Raw genomic sequence first — 16770 nt, 5'->3', positions numbered from 1 at the left:
GGGTCAGAAAGGGTTGTAATTTGAGAAGGGTTCCGCAATGGCCACGCCGAAATTTTTCAGACGGCACGTCGCGGCAAACTCATCCTGGCAGTTAACGAACAGGCACGGTTCCCCTTCGCATTCCAGTACGGAACAATTCACTTCGATATCGCTGAGCGCCTGGCTGAGTTTCTGCATCACTGGCCAGGCTTTGTCGCCGTCTGGGCTTAACAGTTTCAACCCGACAAGCGCATCATCAGCCGCGAGTCCGTTCTGCGGAATCGGTTCAACTTTTGCCCCTGCAAAACCATCCAGCCAGCGATAACACTGGGGCAAACGGTGGACGATTGAGAGCTGTAATGTATTCACTTTTTTCCCCAGAAGCACATTCACTTCACAAATATTTCACACTTATATTAACACATGATTGACAAAGCATCCTGCCGGTCGCGCAGAAAAGGTCGCATCCCGCGCAGCGTGTGGGCTTGCCGCTCATTTATCAAGGTCTTATTGGATAGGCGGAGAGCCAACTTTCGGGGTATATGTACCCGTTTCTGCGATCTAACTCAACCTTTTTCACTACAATGATGTGACTTTTTACACCAACTGATTTTACAAAAAATAAACAAACATGTTCGAACAGAAGTTGCTTGTGATTGACATGGCTCAAAAAAGGGAGCGTTTTCGCTCCCTGTTCTGGTAGGTTATGCCGGTTTTTTCGACCGGCTGGCGTACAGATAGAAGAGAATGGAACTGGTTGCGCAGAAAGTGATGGACCAAATCATCGGCCACGCCGAGTTGAAGGTCGCCATCGACAGCAGCGCGCCAACAATCGCACCGATACCAAAACGGAACGTGCCCGCAAGCGAAGAGGCTGTCCCGGCCATATGCGGAAACTCATCCAAAATCACGGCCATCGCGTTAGACGCCACCAGCGAAACACAGCCAACGAATGCCGCCACGCCGATCACCATCGACCAGAAGCCGACATCCAGCAAAGCGGTCACCACCATCCACAGCGCCATCGCAAACTGGATCCACAGCCCGCTGCGGAACATGTTCAGCGCACCAATCCGGCGCACGAAGCGGCCGTTAATAATGGTCATGACAAACAGGAACACAATATTCAGCGCGAAGTAGTAACCGAAATCCTGCGGCGAGACGTGGTTAATTTCGATATAGACAAACGGCCCGGCGCTCAGGAATGAGAACATGCCGGCGAAGCTGAAACCGCTCGCCAGCATATAGCTGAGCACGCGTTTATGGCGAAACAGTGAGGCAAAGTTGCCCAGCGTTGTGCGGAAGTGGAACTTGTGGCGTTTTTCCACCGGCAGCGTTTCGCGGATGAAAAAGGCAATCATCAATGACGCCAGCAGCGCGGCAATCGCCAGGATCCAGAAAATCGCATGCCAACTAAACCAAATCAGTACCGCACCGCCGACCATTGGCGCCAGCAGCGGCGCTATGGTGGTCACCAGCATCACGAACGACATCATGCGCGAGAACTCTTCGCGCGGGTAGATATCGCGCATCAGGGCGTTGATCACCACGCTTGCCGCCGCTGCGGCGAGGCCATGGAAAAAGCGCATGGTGATCAGTTGCTCAATACTCTGCGCCAGCGCGCAGGCCACGGCCGCCGCGGCGAAAATCAACGTGCCGCCAAGGATAACCGGTTTACGACCGATGCTGTCTGCCATTGGCCCATAGAGCAATTGCCCCAGCGCGAAGCCCAGAATATAGGTGCTGAGCGTCATCTGCGCGCTGCCTGCCGGAACGCCAAACTGCTCGGCAATCACTGGCAGCGCGGGCAAATACATATCAATGGAGAGCGGCATTAGCATGGCCAGCAGGCCAAGAATAAACACAATGCTCAATGATGAGTGTGGCCTGGTGGTCACGAAATTCTCCTGAATTTAACGAGCGGGCATGCCAACGCTGGCGATTTCTTCTTCGGTGAGCGCCCGGTATTCACCCGGCGCGAGATCTTCATCAAGCGCAATCGCGCCAATGCGCTCGCGGTGCAGCGCGACGACATGGTTTCCCACAGCGGCAAACATACGTTTAACCTGGTGGTAGCGGCCTTCACTAATGGTCAGGCGCACCTGCGTTGGGGTGATGATTTCAAGCACTGCGGGCTTGGTGAGATCTTTTTCATTATGCAGTTGTACGCCGTGGGCGAACTGCGCGGCGGTGTCTTCCGCGACCGGCGATTCGAGGGTCACAAGATAGGTTTTCTCGCAGTGATGGCGCGGCGAAGTGATACGGTGCGACCATTGACCATCGTCAGTCATCAGCACCAGCCCGGTGGTGTCGATATCCAGGCGTCCGGCGGCATGCAGCTTGTGCGCAACGGGCTCATCAAGAAAATAGAGCACCGTGGGATGATCCGGATCGTCCGTCGAACAGACGTAGCCTTCCGGTTTATGCAGCATAAAATAGCGCGGGCCATTTTGCTGAACGAGGGTGTTACCGTCGTATTCAACCTCGTGCTCAGGTTGCAATTTAAACGCGGTATCTCTGACGATGTCGCCGTCGACCGTAACACGGCTGCCGCGGATTTCACGCCCGGCAATGGCACGGCTTACGCCGAGTTGCTGAGCGATAAACTTATCAAGTCGCATGAAATTTTTTAGCCTGTATGGTGCTGGATGCGGGCAAAACCCCGCAAAAAGAGATGAATGCCCTGACAGTATAGCGAGCATCCGAAACCGCTAAAAGGAAAGATTCGTGGCATACTGAGCACCGCCAATTTGTAATACCGCCGAGACAATGACTTTTACGCTACGTCCTTATCAACGCGAAGCGGTGGATGCCACCCTCGCCCATTTTCGCCAACATGCTGAACCTGCGGTCATTGTGCTGCCGACCGGTGCCGGAAAAAGCCTGGTGATTGCTGAGCTGGCACGGCTGGCGCGCGGCCGCGTACTGGTGCTGGCGCACGTCAAAGAGTTGGTCGCGCAGAACCATGCGAAGTATGTCGCGTTGGGGCTGGAAGCCGATATTTTCGCCGCCGGGTTAAAGCGCAAACAGAGCCACGGCAAAGTGGTGTTTGGCAGCGTGCAGTCCGTGGCGCGCAATCTTGAGCAGTTTCAAAGCGAATTTTCCCTGCTGGTGGTGGATGAATGCCACCGTATCAGCGATGACGATGACAGCCAGTATCAACAAATCCTGACGCATCTGCGCGAAGTGAACCCTCACGTACGTTTACTTGGGCTGACCGCCACGCCTTTTCGGCTCGGCAAAGGCTGGATTTATCGCTTTCATTACCACGGTATAGTGCGCGGTGATGAAAAAGCGCTATTTCGCGACTGCATTTATGAACTGCCGCTGCGCTACATGATTAAGCACGGTTATCTTACGCCGCCGGAGCGGCTGGATATGCCGGTGGTGCAATATGATTTCAGCCGCTTGCAGGCACAAAGTAATGGCTTGTTCAGCGAAGCTGACATGAACCGCGAGCTGAAAAAGCAAAAGCGCATTACCCCGCATATCATCAGCCAGATTGTCGAGTTTGCGCAGACGCGCAAAGGGGTGATGATTTTTGCCGCCACCGTTGAGCACGCCAGAGAGATTACCGGCCTGCTGCCCGCCGATGACGCGGCGCTGATCACCGGCGAAACGCCCGGCCCGCAGCGCGATGCGTTGATCGAAGCCTTCAAAAATCAACAGTTCCGCTACCTGGTGAACGTTGCGGTGCTGACCACCGGATTCGATGCGCCGCACGTCGATCTAATTGCGATTTTACGCCCGACCGAATCCGTCAGCCTGTATCAGCAAATCGTTGGCCGTGGCCTGCGCCTCTCGCCGGGCAAAACCGATTGTTTGATCCTGGATTACGCGGGCAATCCACACGATCTCTATGCCCCGGAAATCGGTGCGCCGAAAGGCAAAAGCGATAACGTTCCGGTTCAGGTCTTCTGCCCTGGTTGCGGTTTTGCCAATACGTTTTGGGGAAAAACCACCGCAGACGGCACGTTGATTGAACATTTTGGCCGTCGCTGTCAGGGCTGGCTGGAAGACGATGAAGGCCACCGCGGACAGTGCGATTACCGCTTCCGCTTTAAAAACTGCCCACAATGTAATGCGGAAAATGATATTGCCGCCCGCCGCTGCCGCAGTTGCGACGCGGTGTTGGTCGATCCGGACGATATGCTGAAAGCTGCGCTGAAACTGAAAGATGCACTGGTGTTGCGCTGTAGCGGAATGACGCTACAGCACGGCGCGGATGAGAAAGGCGAATGGCTGAAAATCACGTACTACGATGAAGATGGCGCGGAGGTAAGCGAGCGTTTTCGCTTGCAAACCCCGGCACAACGCACCGCGTTCGAACAACTGTTTATTCGCCCGCACACGCGAATACCTGGCGTACCGTTACGCTGGATTGTCGCGGCGGACATCCTTACCCAGCAGGCGTTATTGCGGCATCCCGACTTTGTCGTCGCACGAATGAAAGGCCAATACTGGCAGGTGCGCGAGAAAGTGTTCGATTATGAGGGAAGGTTTCGCCGGGCACATGAATTACGCGGATAAACGCGCTTTTGATTGATGTATCGCACATTCGGGGATAGAATACCGCCCGCTTTTGCATCCGCAAAGCCGATCATCTGCCTGTTGCTGGGTCGCCTGTAACAGGATTTATTAAGAGAGATTCAAATGTTTACTATTAACGCAGAAGTACGTAAAGAGCAGGGTAAGGGTGCGAGCCGCCGCCTGCGCATCGCGAACAAGTTCCCGGCTATCGTTTACGGTGGAACTGAAGCGCCAATCGCTATCGAACTGGATCACGACAAACTGTGGAACATGCAGGCGAAAGCTGAGTTCTATAGCGAAGTTCTGACCATCGCAGTTGATGGCAAAGAAGTTAAGGTAAAAGTTCAGGCTATCCAGCGTCACCCGTTCAAAGCCAAACTGAACCACATCGACTTCGTTCGCGCTTAATCGCTAACAAGTTGAAGAAAACCCCGCTCCGGCGGGGTTTTTTATATCTCATCAAAATCCATCAGCAGCTTACTAATGCGCGGAGCGTCATCTTTCACCGTTTTTTCACGCTTGAGTTGATGGCGCAGTGCCCGCTGGCGAATTATCGCGTTGGACGACTGCCAGGGCACCCGGGCGTTGAGATAAATCCATTACCTTCTCGCGGATCGCAGGAAAAAGAAAACCTGCCCGAAAGCAGGTTTCACAAGGTTACTTGCCGCCATTAAAACGACGCTGCAACTGATCGCGCAGGTTCGGCGGCGTGCCTTTGATGGTCAGCGTATCCGTTGCCGGATCCCAGAAAATACGTTCGCCGAGCAGTAAGGCATCGAAATTGATCGTCAACCCGCCGCCGCTCCCGGCGTATTTGGTGAGTTGACGCAGCGTACTGCGATCCGCCGGGAAGCTCTCTTCCAGCTCGTAGCCCTGGCCCGCTGTGAACTCTTCGAAACTCACTTCGCTCACGCCCGCCAGCTCTTTGGAGAGCGAGGCCAGCTCAATCTCTTCACCCGCCTGCAATTGCTCGTTGCAATAGGTATAAACCTGTTGGCGAACCGTCTGGCGCTCTGATTTATCCAGCTCCGCCTGAGCGGTAAAATCATCCACCGCCTGTAGCAGACCGCGGTTTTGTGCTTTGGCGTTCAGCCCTTCGCTGGCACCGAGGAAATCCATAAAGAAATCCGCCACTTTGCGCCCTACCCGCCCTTTCAGGAACGTAAGGTAACGCGTGGATTCCGGGTTGGTTTCCCATTCGGTGAGATCGATACGCGCGACGATATCGGCATGGTTAATATCCAGATAATGAGTCGAGCTGATATCCAGATGTTCGTTGACACGCATGCTGCTTAAGTTGTTCAGCACCGCAACCAGCAGGTATTCGACCGCCAGATAACGGTAGTGGCAAAACAGCACAATGCCGCCATCGGCAAAGGGATATTTCGCCAGTTCATCACGTAAGCGCCCAGTTGCCGCACGGCTGAAGGCAAGAAACTCTTCTTCACCCTGGCGCTGAAGGCGTAGCGCCTGCGCCAGCTCACTCTCATCGTTAAACAGACCGTAGGCTTTATTTTTCGCGCTATATACACGGTGCAGCTCTGCCACCATCTCTTCAACAGGCGCGGTGGGTTCCAGCAAAGAATCGCGCAGCACCAGTTCAAGGGTCTGCTCATCACGCTTGATAAGCTGGTGCAGGGCAATCTGGTTGATATCCAGACTCATGATAAACTCTCCTTTTAGACCGGCGGTATTCAACCACCACCAACGCGACTGTGCAACTGCTGATAAAAAAGCAGAAAAAAAGCTGTTGCTACGGTAATATGTTGCCCTTTCATGAACAGACTGATTCCGATTTATGCCACAAATCTCCCGCTACAGTGATGAACACGTTGAACAACTGCTCAGTGAGCTGGCCAACGTGCTGGAAAAACACCAGACGCCGACCGACCTCTCCCTGATGGTACTGGGCAATATGGTGACGAACCTGATTAACACCAGCGTCGCACCCGCTCAACGTCAGGCCATCGCGAAGTCGTTCGCTCAGGCGTTACAATCGTCCATTGGCGACGACAAAGCGCATTAAGGGAAATATCGACAGTTTATGGTGACCAATCGTCAGCGCTACCGTGAAAAAGTCTCCCAGATGGTTAGCTGGGGGCACTGGTTCGCGTTGTTCAACATCTTGTTGTCCATCGTTCTCGGTAGCCGTTATCTGTTTGTTGCCGACTGGCCGACCACCCTCTCCGGGCGGATCTACTCCTACCTGAGCGTGGTCGGGCATTTCAGCTTTTTGGTGTTCGCCACCTATTTGCTGATTCTGTTCCCGCTGACATTTATTGTGATGTCGCAGCGGCTCATGCGCGTGTTATCCGCGATCCTCGCCACCGCCGGTATGACGCTGCTGCTTATCGATAGCGAAGTTTTCACCCGTTTTCACCTGCACCTCAACCCTATCGTCTGGGAACTGGTTATTAACCCGGACCAGAACGAAATGGCGCGCGACTGGCAGTTGATGTTTATCAGCGTGCCGGTGATTTTGCTGATTGAGATGCTGTTTGCGACCTGGAGCTGGCAAAAACTGCGCAGCCTCACTCGCCGTCGCCACTTCGCCAAACCGCTGGCCACCTTTTTCTGCGTCGCCTTTATTGCCAACCATGTGATGTATATTTGGGCGGACGCCAATTTCTATCGACCGATTACCATGCAGCGGGCCAACCTGCCGCTCTCCTACCCGATGACCGCGCGCCGTTTTCTGGAAAAACACGGTCTGTTGGATGCGCAGGATTATCAGCGCCGCCTAGTGGAGCAAGGCAACCCGGAAGCGGTGTCGGTTCAGTATCCTTTAAGCGATTTACGCTATGTCGATATGGGTTCTGGCCAGAATGTGCTGCTGATTACCGTCGACGGTCTTAACTATTCGCGTTACGAAAAACAGATGCCGAAGCTGGCGAGTTTCGCCGAGCAAAACGTCAACTTTACGCAGCATATGAGCGCCGGGAATAACGCGGATAACGGCTATTTCGGCCTGTTCTATGGCATTTCGCCAAGCTATATGGATGGCGTGTTGTCGGCGCGTATCCCGGCGGCGCTGATTACCGCGTTAAACCAACAGGGTTACCAGCTGGGGCTGTTCTCTTCCGACGGCTTTAGCAGCCCGCTCTATCGCCAGGCGTTGCTGTCTGATTTCTCCCTGCCTGCTGCAAGTGCGCAGAGCGATAAGCAGACCGCCGATCAGTGGATCAACTGGCTGGGGCATGATGCGCAAGAAGATAACCGCTGGTTCTCGTGGGTTTCGTTAAACGGCACCGCAGAGCCGGATATCGACCAGCCAGGTTTCGCCCGCAAGTACAGCCGTGCGGCAGCGGATGTTGACGAGCAAATTGCTCGCGTGCTGGATGCCCTTCGCGCTTCCGGCAAAATGGATAACACGGTGGTTATCATCACCGCAGGCCGCGGTATTCCACAGAACAAAGATGATGCGTCTTTTGACTGGTCGCGCAGCAGGTTGCATGTTCCGCTGGTAGTGCACTGGCCGGGGACGCCTGCGCAACGCATCGCGAAGTTGACGGATCATCAGGATGTGATGACCACGCTGATGCAGCGACTGCTGCACGTCAGCACGCCGGCAAATGAGTATTCGCAAGGTCAGGACCTGTTTACCGCCGCGCGTCGCCACAACTGGGTGACCGCAGCCAACAGCAATACGCTGGCAATCACAACGCCGCAGATGACGCTGGTGCTGAATCAGAACGGTAATTATCAAACCTGGAATGCGCAGGGTGAGAAGATCCACGATCAGAAACCGCAGTTGAGTTTGCTGCTGCAAGTCCTGACGGATGAAAAACGTTTTATCGCTAACTGATTGATTAATTATGAATCACTCAGGCTACCCTTCCCTTGCAATCAGCCCGGAAAAGGGTACTATTAGCGCCACATGTCGGCACGTAGCGCAGCCTGGTAGCGCACTGTCATGGGGTGTCAGGGGTCGGAGGTTCAAATCCTCTCGTGCCGACCAAAAATCCCGGAAAACCAGCCTTAACGGCTGGTTTTTTTATGCCTGTAATTTGCCATAGCCAGTTTCGCACGCATAAAAAAATCCCAGCTATTTAGCCGGGATTCTTATTTCAAAAGCCATATTACAGCGCGATGTCTGCCACTGGCTCGCCGTCGTTATGCGGCTGTGTCGTGGGTTTTTGCACCGGCGGCGTGACGTCGGCCACCAACGACTCGTCGCATTTCAGGCCGAGGATCTCGCTGGTGTAACGCAGTTCCTGATCGGCGGCTTCAATATTGCCGTTCAGTTCGGTGCCGAAAGAAGGAATGATCTCTTTCAGCTTCATCTGCCAGGCTTCGGAGGCGAAGCGTTCGGTAAACACTTTTTCCATCAGCTCAAGCATGATCGGTGCGGCTGTCGATGCGCCCGGCGATGCGCCAAGCAGTGCGGCAATCGTCCCTTCTTTATCACTCACCACTTCGGTGCCCAGGCGCAACACACCACCCTTTCCTGCTTCGCGCTTGATGATCTGCACACGTTGACCCGCCTGCCACAAACGCCAATCCTCTTTTTGCGCCAGTGGATAATATTCACGCAGCGCATCGAAGCGATCGTCCTCATTTTGCAGCACCTGGTTTACCAAATATTTCACCAGGCTGAAATTGGTCATTCCGACCGTCAACATCGGCAGAATGTTCGACGAGTTGGTCGAGCGCAGCAGATCCCACAGCGAGCCGTTTTTCAAAAAACGGGTTGAGAAGGTCGCGAACGGCCCGAACAACAGCACGCGTTTGCCATCAATAATACGGGTATCGATATGCGGTACCGACATTGGCGGTGCGCCAACGGTCGCCTGACCATACACTTTTGCCAGATGGTGATTCACCACTTCCGGGTTTTCCGCCACCAAGAATTGGCCGCCCACCGGGAAACCCGCGTAATCCGCCGCTTCCGGAATGCCGGACTCCTGCAACAGCTTCAGCGCCGCACCGCCTGCGCCAATAAAGATAAACTTCGCTTTTACCACCTGCTCACCACCGCCTTTCAGGTGGTTTAAGGTGACATTCCAGCTGTTGTCAGCGTTACGTTTGATGCTGCGCACTTCGGTGCCCAGTTGCAGGGAGAAGGTCTCTTTTTTCTGCAAGGAGCCAATCATCTGGCGAGTCAGTTCGCCAAAGTTCACATCGGTGCCGATCTCTGTGCGAGTCGCGGCAATCTTCTGATTGGCATCGCGCCCTTCCATTACCAGCGGCGCCCACTGCTTGATTTGCTCGGCATCTTCGGAATAGCGCATGCCGCGAAACAACGAGCACTGCTGCAATGCTTTGTAGCGTGCGCGCAGAAAATTCACGTTGTCATCGCCCCAGACGAGGCTCATATGCGGCACGGTATTAATAAATGAGCGCGGTTCTTTTAGCACACCGGTTTTGACCTGGTGCGCCCAGAACTGACGAGAAATACGAAATGCTTCGTTGATTTCAATCGCTTTTTTGATGCTGACAGAGCCGTCCGCGCTGCGTGGGGTGTAATTCAGTTCCATTAAGGCGGCATGCCCGGTGCCGGCATTATTCCAGCCGTTCGAACTCTCTTCCGCCAGGGCATCCAGCCGTTCCACCATCGTAATCGACCAGGTGGGTTCGAGATCCGAAAGCCAGGTTCCCAACGTGGCACTCATGATCCCACCACCGATTAAAAGCACATCTGTTTCCTGCTCTTTCGATGCGGACGATCCTGCTGCTTTTGAGACAGCATTAAGCCCGACAGCCATCGAAAACAGCCTGGCAGTCATTTTTTTCATGATGATATTGCCTTACTTTTAGTGCTGCTTTATTCGCATTTATTGAGGGTAAAGTAGTTAGCACCCCTAACGTAGCACTTAAAAAGTTAGATTTAAATAATGTTTAAACATTAAATATTAATTATATAAATGTTACTAATAAGTTTAATTTCACTATAAGATTTAACACTAATGGCTGGTCGCTCGCGGTAAAAATCTGCTATCATCCTGCGTTTTGCCAAACGCACGGATGCCGTTTGCCTTTGCTGCCTGTGGCACACTCACCTGCGAAATCTTATGACCGAAAAATCAATCCCTTCTACCCATTTGGTAAGCCACGTTCTGCGCTCGCCACAACTGTTCACCCGAGAAGTGCTGGCGGGCATCATTACCGCACTGGCGTTGATTCCGGAAGTCATCTCCTTTTCGGTGATTGCGGGTGTCGACCCGACTGTTAGCCTGATAGCCTCAGTCGTGCTCTGCCTTGGCATGTCTTTTTTGGGCGGTCGCCCGGCGATGGTCACCGCAGCAGCGGGGTCAGTCGCGTTGGTTATCGGACCTATGGTTCATCAACACGGTGTGGAATACATTTTGCCGGCGGTTTTACTGGCCGGTGTTATTCAGATTATCTTCGGTTTGAGCGGCATGGCGCGGCTGATGCGCTTTATTCCTCACGCGGTGATGACCGGTTTTGTTAACGCACTGGGCATCCTGATTTTCTTTGCTCAGGTACCGCATTTCTGGAGCAAAGACCCGCTGATTCTGGCGCTGTTCGCGCTCACGCTGCTGATTGTGCTGTGGCTGCCGCGTTGGGTAAAAAGCATTCCCGCGCCGCTGGTCGCGATTGTGGTATTGACCACATTTACGGTGTTCAGCGGCCAGCTTTTACCCACCGTTGGGGATGAAGGCCCCATGCACGGCGGTCTGCCGGGCTTTACGCAATGGCTGGTACCGTTCAATCTTCAAACGCTTAGTATTATCTGGCCTTGCGCGCTGAGCATCGCGTTTGTCGGTTTGATGGAATCACTGCTCACCGCCAAATTGGTTGACGATCTGACCCATACGCCGTCCAACAAAGCTCGCGAAAGCACCGGCTTGGGGATCGCCAATATTATGGCCGGTTTCTACGGCGGAATTGCCGGTTGCGCGATGATTGGTCAAACCATTGTCAACGTTGAGATGGGCAAAGGCCGCACGCGCGTTTCGACGATTGCAGCCGGGTTGGTGTTATTGCTGCTGGTCACCGCGTTAAGCCAGGTGATGGCGAAAATCCCGATGGTGGTGCTGGCGGGCATTATGGCGATTGTTGCCTTTAAAACGTTCAACTGGGGTAGCCTGCAACCGGCGACGCTGAAACACGCGCCGGTCGTGGAAACGCTGGTGATGCTGGTGACGGTTGCCGCCACCGTCAGCACCGGCAACCTGGCGATCGGCGTTGTCGCCGGGATGGTGATGCTGGTCGTGACGCCCGCAAAATGGCGCGAAAAAGTGTTGGTTACAGCAAAAAAATCGTCGCCAGCCCAAGGAAAATAAAGAAGCCGCCAGTATCCGTAATGGCGGTAATCATCACGCTGGAGCCGACCGCCGGGTCGCGCCCCAGCCGGGTCATGATCATCGGGATTAATACCCCCATCAGCGCGGCGGTAAGCAAATTTAGTACCATCGCTAACGTCATCACCGCGCCCAATGCCAGGTCGCCATAAAGCCACCAGGTGACGCAGCCCATAATTCCGCCCCACACCAGACCGTTGATCAATGCCACACCCATCTCGCGCAAAATGAGAAAGGTAAAGTTCCCCGGTTGAATGTTCTGTAGTGCCAGCGCGCGGACAATCATCGTGATGGTCTGGTTGCCCGTATTACCGCCAATCCCGGCGACAATCGGCATCAATGAAGCCAGCGCCACCAGTTGTGAAATCGTGTGTTCAAAACCATCAATCACCCGTGAAGCGATAAACGCGGTACACAGGTTGGTTGCCAGCCACACCCAACGGGTTTTCACCGCTTTGGTCACGGGCGCAAAAACATCTTCTTCGGTACTCAGGCCACCCATCTGGCGCATGTCGTTGTCAGTCTCTTCGTACACCACGTCAACAATCTCATCGATGGTCAATCGCCCCATCAGCATGCCTTTTTCGTCCACGACCGCGGCGCTGATTAAGTTGTCACGTTCAAAGGTGCGCGCCACTTTTTCCGCCTCTTCTTCCGGGGAAAAGGTCACCGGATCGGCGTTCATCACTTCGCTCACCCGCCGCCCGGCAGCATTGAGCAAAATGGTTTGCAGCGCCAGTTCGCCCACCAGCTGGTTATCGCGCCCAATGACAAACAGTTTGTCGGTGTTTTCCGGCATCTTGCCAAGCCGTCGAAGATAGCGTTGAACCGCCGCCAGCGACACTTCAGGGCGCACTGTAATGACCTCGAACTCCATGATCGCGCCGACGCAGTTTTTGCCGTAACGCATCACTTGTCGCACGCGCGCGCGCTCTGCGGGCGGCAATGTCGCCATCAACCGTCCGGTGAGGTTGCGCGGAAGATGCTGCACCAGGTAGATCTGTTCGTCGATATCGAGCGTTTCCAGCGCGTCGAGCAACGCCCTGTCGCTCATTTCGTCGATCAAATCGTCCCAGACATTTTCCGACGCTTCGAGCAGCACTTTGCCGCGTTTATCATCTTCCACCAGCCGCCACAGCGCGTGGCGCGCATCCACCGGCAGCGCTTCGAGGGTGTCCGCCAGATCCGGCGGTGGCAAATGCGACACCAGCGCCCGCACTTCGGTCAAATCCTGTTCGAGCGCTTCGCCATCAATTGGTTCAACGAGGGTGATTTCGCCGAGCAGCGTCGCGGTCAGTGTTTTATGCGTGGTGAGCAGCCAAATCAGCCGCGCTCGTTCTTCGTCGCGCAGTTTTACGCTGTTTTTTTTGATAACTGACATTGAGATCCTGAATAGACAGCGCCCTGAGTTAAGGGCGGAACAGCCTTAAGCATAGCGGCAGCTTTGTAAAAAATAATAAACAACGCGGGTGATTGGATAAAAAAGCGGCAAAAGCCCCCCTTCCGAAGAAGGGGGAAGAAAAACATCAGGCAGTGCGGGAAACGGCGTCGCGGGACGCCAGCGCGCGCTCTTCACCGACCAGCTCGCTAAGCTGGCCGTTACGCATCTCCAGCAGGCGATCGGCGTGAATGAAGTAGTGATCGTCATGGCTGATGGCAAAAATGGTTTTGCCCATTTGCTGCATGAGTGGCAGCAATACCTGGTAGAAGTCGCGGCGGAAATGCGGATCCTGATCGGCGGCCCATTCGTCCAGCAACAGAATATCGCGCTCTTCCGCCAGCGCCAGCAGCAGCGCAACGCGCTTTTTCTGCCCTTTCGACAGCTTCAGATTGAGGATTTTGCCGTCTTTGAGTTCCAGCTTGTGCGACATCTTTAACTGCTCAAGCCACTTCTCCACCAACGCCGGATCGGCCTGTTTGCCATCAGGCCCGAGAAGATCGTCAAACAGCCAGACATCGGTGAACACCGCCGAGAACAGCTTGCGGTAATCTTCCGGCTTATCCTGCGCCATCGGTTTACCGTCCAGCAGGATTTCGCCGGACACCGGCTGATACAGGCCAGTGAGCAGCATCGCCAACGTCGATTTCCCGCTACCGTTGCCGCCAATCAGGAATACCAGTTCGCCGCGGTTCAGAGTCATGTTGACCGGACCAATGGCGAAATCGTTGTCCTGATATTTGAACGTGACATCGCGCAGTTCCAGCGTTTGCCAATTGGGGAATGCCTGTGGGCGCGGGAACGCTTCTTTATACGGTGCCAATGAAAACTGTTTGAGTTTTTTGAACGCTACCTGCGCACTTAATAACGTTGGCAGCGCGCCAACAGCCGAGAGCAGCGGCGTGCGCAAAAACAGCAGCGTCAGCGAGTAGGTTGCCGCGACGTTAGTATCCGCCCAGCCGAGGCTGTTCGCCATCCAGAACACCAGGCCAATCGCGCCGAGCATCATAATGTTCGACCAGTTCACGGCGCTTAGATGGAAGGTATCGGCGCGAATAATATGGTGGCGATATTCGCGGGCATCCGGCAGATACATCTGCTCGAACACATGTTCAGCGCGCTCGCGGTTGAGATTCAGCTCTTTGCGCCCTTCGAGCACGGTCTGGAAATCGTTGTACAACTTGTCTTCCGTCTCGCGCAGCGTCGCCATATGTTTGTAGACGCGTGAAACCAGCACAAAGCCGCCCCAGATGGTTAACGCCATCCACAGCGCGGTGATCACCAGCATTTTGCCGGAGAGCGTCGCGAGGTAAATACAGGAACCCACCGTCAGAATAATGCCCTGCACCAGTTCCGGCAGGCGAACAAAGGCGATGGTGATATTGCGCACATCGCTGGTTAAACCCGCCAGCAGCGAAGCACTGCCCAGTTGCTCAATGCGTTCAACCGGTGTGTCGAGAATACGTTTAATAAATTCGCTACGCAGACGGTAAACGAAATGGTGGCCGAGGGTGGTGAGCGCCAATTGTGAACCGAGCGTAACCGCCATTAATAACAGCAGCAGTCCGAGGAATTCCGGCAGCACGGTCAACGACATATCCACGGTTTCAATCAATCGTTGGTTAATAAAGGCAATCAGCCCGATACCAAACGCGGCGCTGGCAAGGGTGAGCGCCAGCACGGCCACGAACGGCCAGCGGTACTGCCGCCAGACAAGCAGGAGAAGTTCCATAATGACAACCCGGTCAACAAAAACAGCCAGCAGTTTAAACGGCTAATCATTTACATCAAGAATAATTCTTATTTTTATTCGCCCTTGCTCGCCTGGCGGAAAGTCAGGTTGTATCGGCACTCGCCGGTCACCGGATGATAGCCAGGTTTCAGCGGCGCAATGCCGTGATAGAAGAGGCGTGATTCGCCGCCCCACACCACAATATCGCCATGTTCCAGCATCAGCCGTTGCAAAGGAGCGTTTCGCTTGAGGCCGCCAAACTGGAAAATGGCCGGTAAGCCAAGTGAGACAGAGACAATGGGCGCGCGCAGATCCGGCTCATCTTTATCCTGATGCAGCGACAGTTTTGCGCCCGGCGCATAACGGTTGATCAGGCACGCATCCGGGCGAAAATCCGGGTAACCGGCTGCGGTACTCGCCGCATGGCAAAGACGGACAAATGCTTGCGGCATCTCTGGCCACGGTCGTTGGGTTTCAGGGTCTTGCGGCGCGTAAAGGTAGCCGTTCTGATCGGTGGTCCAGCCAAGCCGGCCGCAATTGGTCATCGCCACCGACATGGTATAACCGCCGGGCGTCACCATATGGCGCAGCGGCGACTGGCTGACCACATCCGCAATGCCGCGCAGCAGGGCATCGACATGCGCCAGCGCAAAGCGGCGCAATACCACCGCGCCGGGTGCCAATGGCTCCTGCCAGGGTTGTTCATCGGCAAACAGATCAAGCATCAGGTCTCCTCTTCATTTGCTTCGCGCTGCAATAGTTGCGCTTTGCGCGCCGTTCCCCAGCGGTAACCAGAAAGCGCGCCGTTCTGGCGCACCACGCGGTGGCAGGGAATGACAATCGCCAACTTGTTGGCGGCGCAAGCACTGGCTACCGCTCTGACCGCGCCGGGTTTGCCTATTTTCATCGCCAACGCCTGATAGCTGACGGTTTCGCCAGCGGGGATTTCTCGCAGCGCTTGCCACACCCGCATCTGAAAAGCAGTACCGCGCAAATCTAACGGCAGGGTAAAAGGCGAATCGGCATGATCAAGACGGCGAATCACTTGCGCGACGCGTTCGCTGAACGCCGCGTTTCCCTCCGCCCGGCGGGCATGCGGAAACAGATTGCGCAGCTCTTCAAGCAATTGTTCATCACTGTCTGCCAGCAAAATCGCACAGATGCCGCGCTCGCTTTCCGCCACCAGGCAATGCCCCAGCGTACAGCGGCTACAAGTGAACCAGACATCCGACGCTTCGCCGCCACGCCGAAACTGTCCGGCGGTCATGCCCAGCGCAGCATCCGCCTGGCGATAATAACTGCTGCTGTCGGGAAAACCGGCCGCCAGCACCGCGTCGGTAATGGTGTTGTTTTCGCCGAGGGTGGTGCGCAAACGCCTGGCGCGAAACGCCAGTTGCCAGGCTTTCGGCGTCATCCCGGTAACGGATTTGAATAAACGGTGAAAGTGGTACGGGCTCATCGCGACCGCCTCAGCCAATTGTTCGAGCGTTATCGGCGAATCTTGCTCCAGCAGGCGACAAGCTTTGGCGACTTTATCAAGCCGCTGTTGTTGCGGGTGGGCTTTATCTGGCTGGCAGCGTTTGCACGGGCGAAAACCTGCGGCAATGGCGCTTTGCACATCCGGATAAAAACGGACGTTCTGGCGCAGGGCGTGGCGCGCCGTACAGGAAGGACGGCAAAAGATACCGGTGGTCAGCACGGCAAACACGAACTGACCGTCCGCTTGCGGGTTACGCGCCAGCACGTCCTGCCAGCGTTGATCATCTAATAAAGTGGTATCGTTCATGTCAGGCTCCTCAGTTAAGCTTAGCCCCACTGTGCCCGTA

At 54.9% G+C, this 16770-nt stretch carries 14 protein-coding genes and 1 tRNA gene; 6 read left to right on the top strand and 9 right to left on the bottom strand.

Annotated features, from left to right (window positions below; translation table 11 throughout):
* Positions 1–3: 3 nt before the first annotated feature.
* The 3 genes from AAEY27_RS07650 to rsuA all read right to left on the bottom strand — a co-directional run bounded on the left by AAEY27_RS07650 (position 4) and on the right by rsuA (position 2600).
* On the bottom strand, positions 4–348 hold the full coding sequence (locus tag AAEY27_RS07650; RefSeq protein WP_342324367.1) for a YejG family protein: 345 nt from the start codon (positions 346–348) through the stop codon (positions 4–6).
* Positions 349–683: 335 nt separating this feature from the next.
* Positions 684–1877: a Bcr/CflA family multidrug efflux MFS transporter gene (locus AAEY27_RS07645; RefSeq protein ID WP_342324366.1), complete on the bottom strand. Its 1194-nt coding sequence runs from the start codon at positions 1875–1877 to the stop codon at positions 684–686.
* A 15-nt stretch (positions 1878–1892) separates the two neighbouring features.
* Positions 1893–2600 carry a 16S rRNA pseudouridine(516) synthase RsuA gene (gene rsuA, locus AAEY27_RS07640; RefSeq protein WP_342324365.1) on the bottom strand — a complete coding sequence of 236 codons (708 nt, stop codon included), beginning with the start codon at positions 2598–2600 and terminating at the stop codon, positions 1893–1895.
* Between the two features lie 148 nt (positions 2601–2748).
* On the opposite strand from rsuA, the gene AAEY27_RS07635 reads away from it, so the two are divergent.
* Together AAEY27_RS07635 and rplY are read left to right on the top strand one after the other, a co-directional pair.
* Positions 2749–4509, top strand: coding sequence for a DEAD/DEAH box helicase (locus tag AAEY27_RS07635; protein ID WP_342324364.1), 1761 nt, complete (start codon positions 2749–2751; stop codon positions 4507–4509).
* Between the two features lie 123 nt (positions 4510–4632).
* On the top strand, positions 4633–4917 hold the full coding sequence (gene rplY, locus AAEY27_RS07630) for a 50S ribosomal protein L25 (protein ID WP_342324363.1): 285 nt from the start codon (positions 4633–4635) through the stop codon (positions 4915–4917).
* Positions 4918–5166: 249 nt separating this feature from the next.
* On the opposite strand, the gene yejK is transcribed toward rplY, so the two are convergent.
* The gene (gene yejK / locus AAEY27_RS07625) at positions 5167–6174 is read right to left on the bottom strand and encodes a nucleoid-associated protein YejK (protein ID WP_342324361.1); all 1008 of its coding nucleotides are present in this window, start codon (positions 6172–6174) and stop codon (positions 5167–5169) included.
* A gap of 133 nt (positions 6175–6307) precedes the next feature.
* On the opposite strand from yejK, the gene AAEY27_RS07620 reads away from it, so the two are divergent.
* The 3 genes from AAEY27_RS07620 (at position 6308) to AAEY27_RS07610 (ending at position 8467) form a co-directional block, all read left to right on the top strand.
* Entirely contained in the window at positions 6308–6535 is a 228-nt protein-coding gene (locus AAEY27_RS07620) for a YejL family protein (RefSeq protein WP_342324359.1), read from the top strand.
* A gap of 18 nt (positions 6536–6553) precedes the next feature.
* Positions 6554–8314, top strand: a complete 1761-nt coding sequence (gene yejM / locus AAEY27_RS07615) for an LPS biosynthesis-modulating metalloenzyme YejM (RefSeq protein ID WP_342324357.1) — start codon at positions 6554–6556, stop codon at positions 8312–8314.
* A gap of 76 nt (positions 8315–8390) precedes the next feature.
* Positions 8391–8467: transfer RNA gene (locus tag AAEY27_RS07610), tRNA-Pro, on the top strand.
* A gap of 121 nt (positions 8468–8588) precedes the next feature.
* Here the strand turns inward: AAEY27_RS07610 and mqo are convergent.
* A complete protein-coding gene (mqo, locus tag AAEY27_RS07605; protein ID WP_342324355.1) occupies positions 8589–10244 on the bottom strand; it encodes a malate dehydrogenase (quinone) in 1656 nt (551 codons plus the stop codon).
* A 276-nt stretch (positions 10245–10520) separates the two neighbouring features.
* On the opposite strand from mqo, the gene AAEY27_RS07600 reads away from it, so the two are divergent.
* On the top strand, positions 10521–11756 hold the full coding sequence (locus tag AAEY27_RS07600; RefSeq protein WP_342324353.1) for a SulP family inorganic anion transporter: 1236 nt from the start codon (positions 10521–10523) through the stop codon (positions 11754–11756).
* Here the strand turns inward: AAEY27_RS07600 and mgtE are convergent.
* The 4 genes from mgtE to ada all read right to left on the bottom strand — a co-directional run bounded on the left by mgtE (position 11719) and on the right by ada (position 16730).
* Positions 11719–13155, bottom strand: coding sequence for a magnesium transporter (gene mgtE, locus AAEY27_RS07595; protein WP_342324351.1), 1437 nt, complete (start codon positions 13153–13155; stop codon positions 11719–11721). The two genes, AAEY27_RS07600 and mgtE, sit on opposite strands and share 38 nt — an antisense overlap.
* Before the next feature lie 145 nt (positions 13156–13300).
* Positions 13301–14944, bottom strand: coding sequence for a multidrug ABC transporter permease/ATP-binding protein (locus AAEY27_RS07590; protein ID WP_342324350.1), 1644 nt, complete (start codon positions 14942–14944; stop codon positions 13301–13303).
* Positions 14945–15018: 74 nt separating this feature from the next.
* Entirely contained in the window at positions 15019–15669 is a 651-nt protein-coding gene (gene alkB / locus AAEY27_RS07585; protein ID WP_342324349.1) for a DNA oxidative demethylase AlkB, read from the bottom strand.
* Positions 15669–16730, bottom strand: coding sequence for a bifunctional DNA-binding transcriptional regulator/O6-methylguanine-DNA methyltransferase Ada (gene ada, locus AAEY27_RS07580; protein WP_342324348.1), 1062 nt, complete (start codon positions 16728–16730; stop codon positions 15669–15671). The genes alkB and ada overlap by 1 nt, the downstream gene beginning before the upstream one ends.
* Positions 16731–16770: the final 40 nt, after the last annotated feature.

This window comes from Kosakonia sp. BYX6 (genome assembly GCF_038449125.1).
Lineage (GTDB): Bacteria > Pseudomonadota > Gammaproteobacteria > Enterobacterales > Enterobacteriaceae > Kosakonia > Kosakonia calanthes.
Note: the sequence above shows the minus strand (reverse complement) of the source record. Positions and strands in the feature narration are given on the sequence as shown.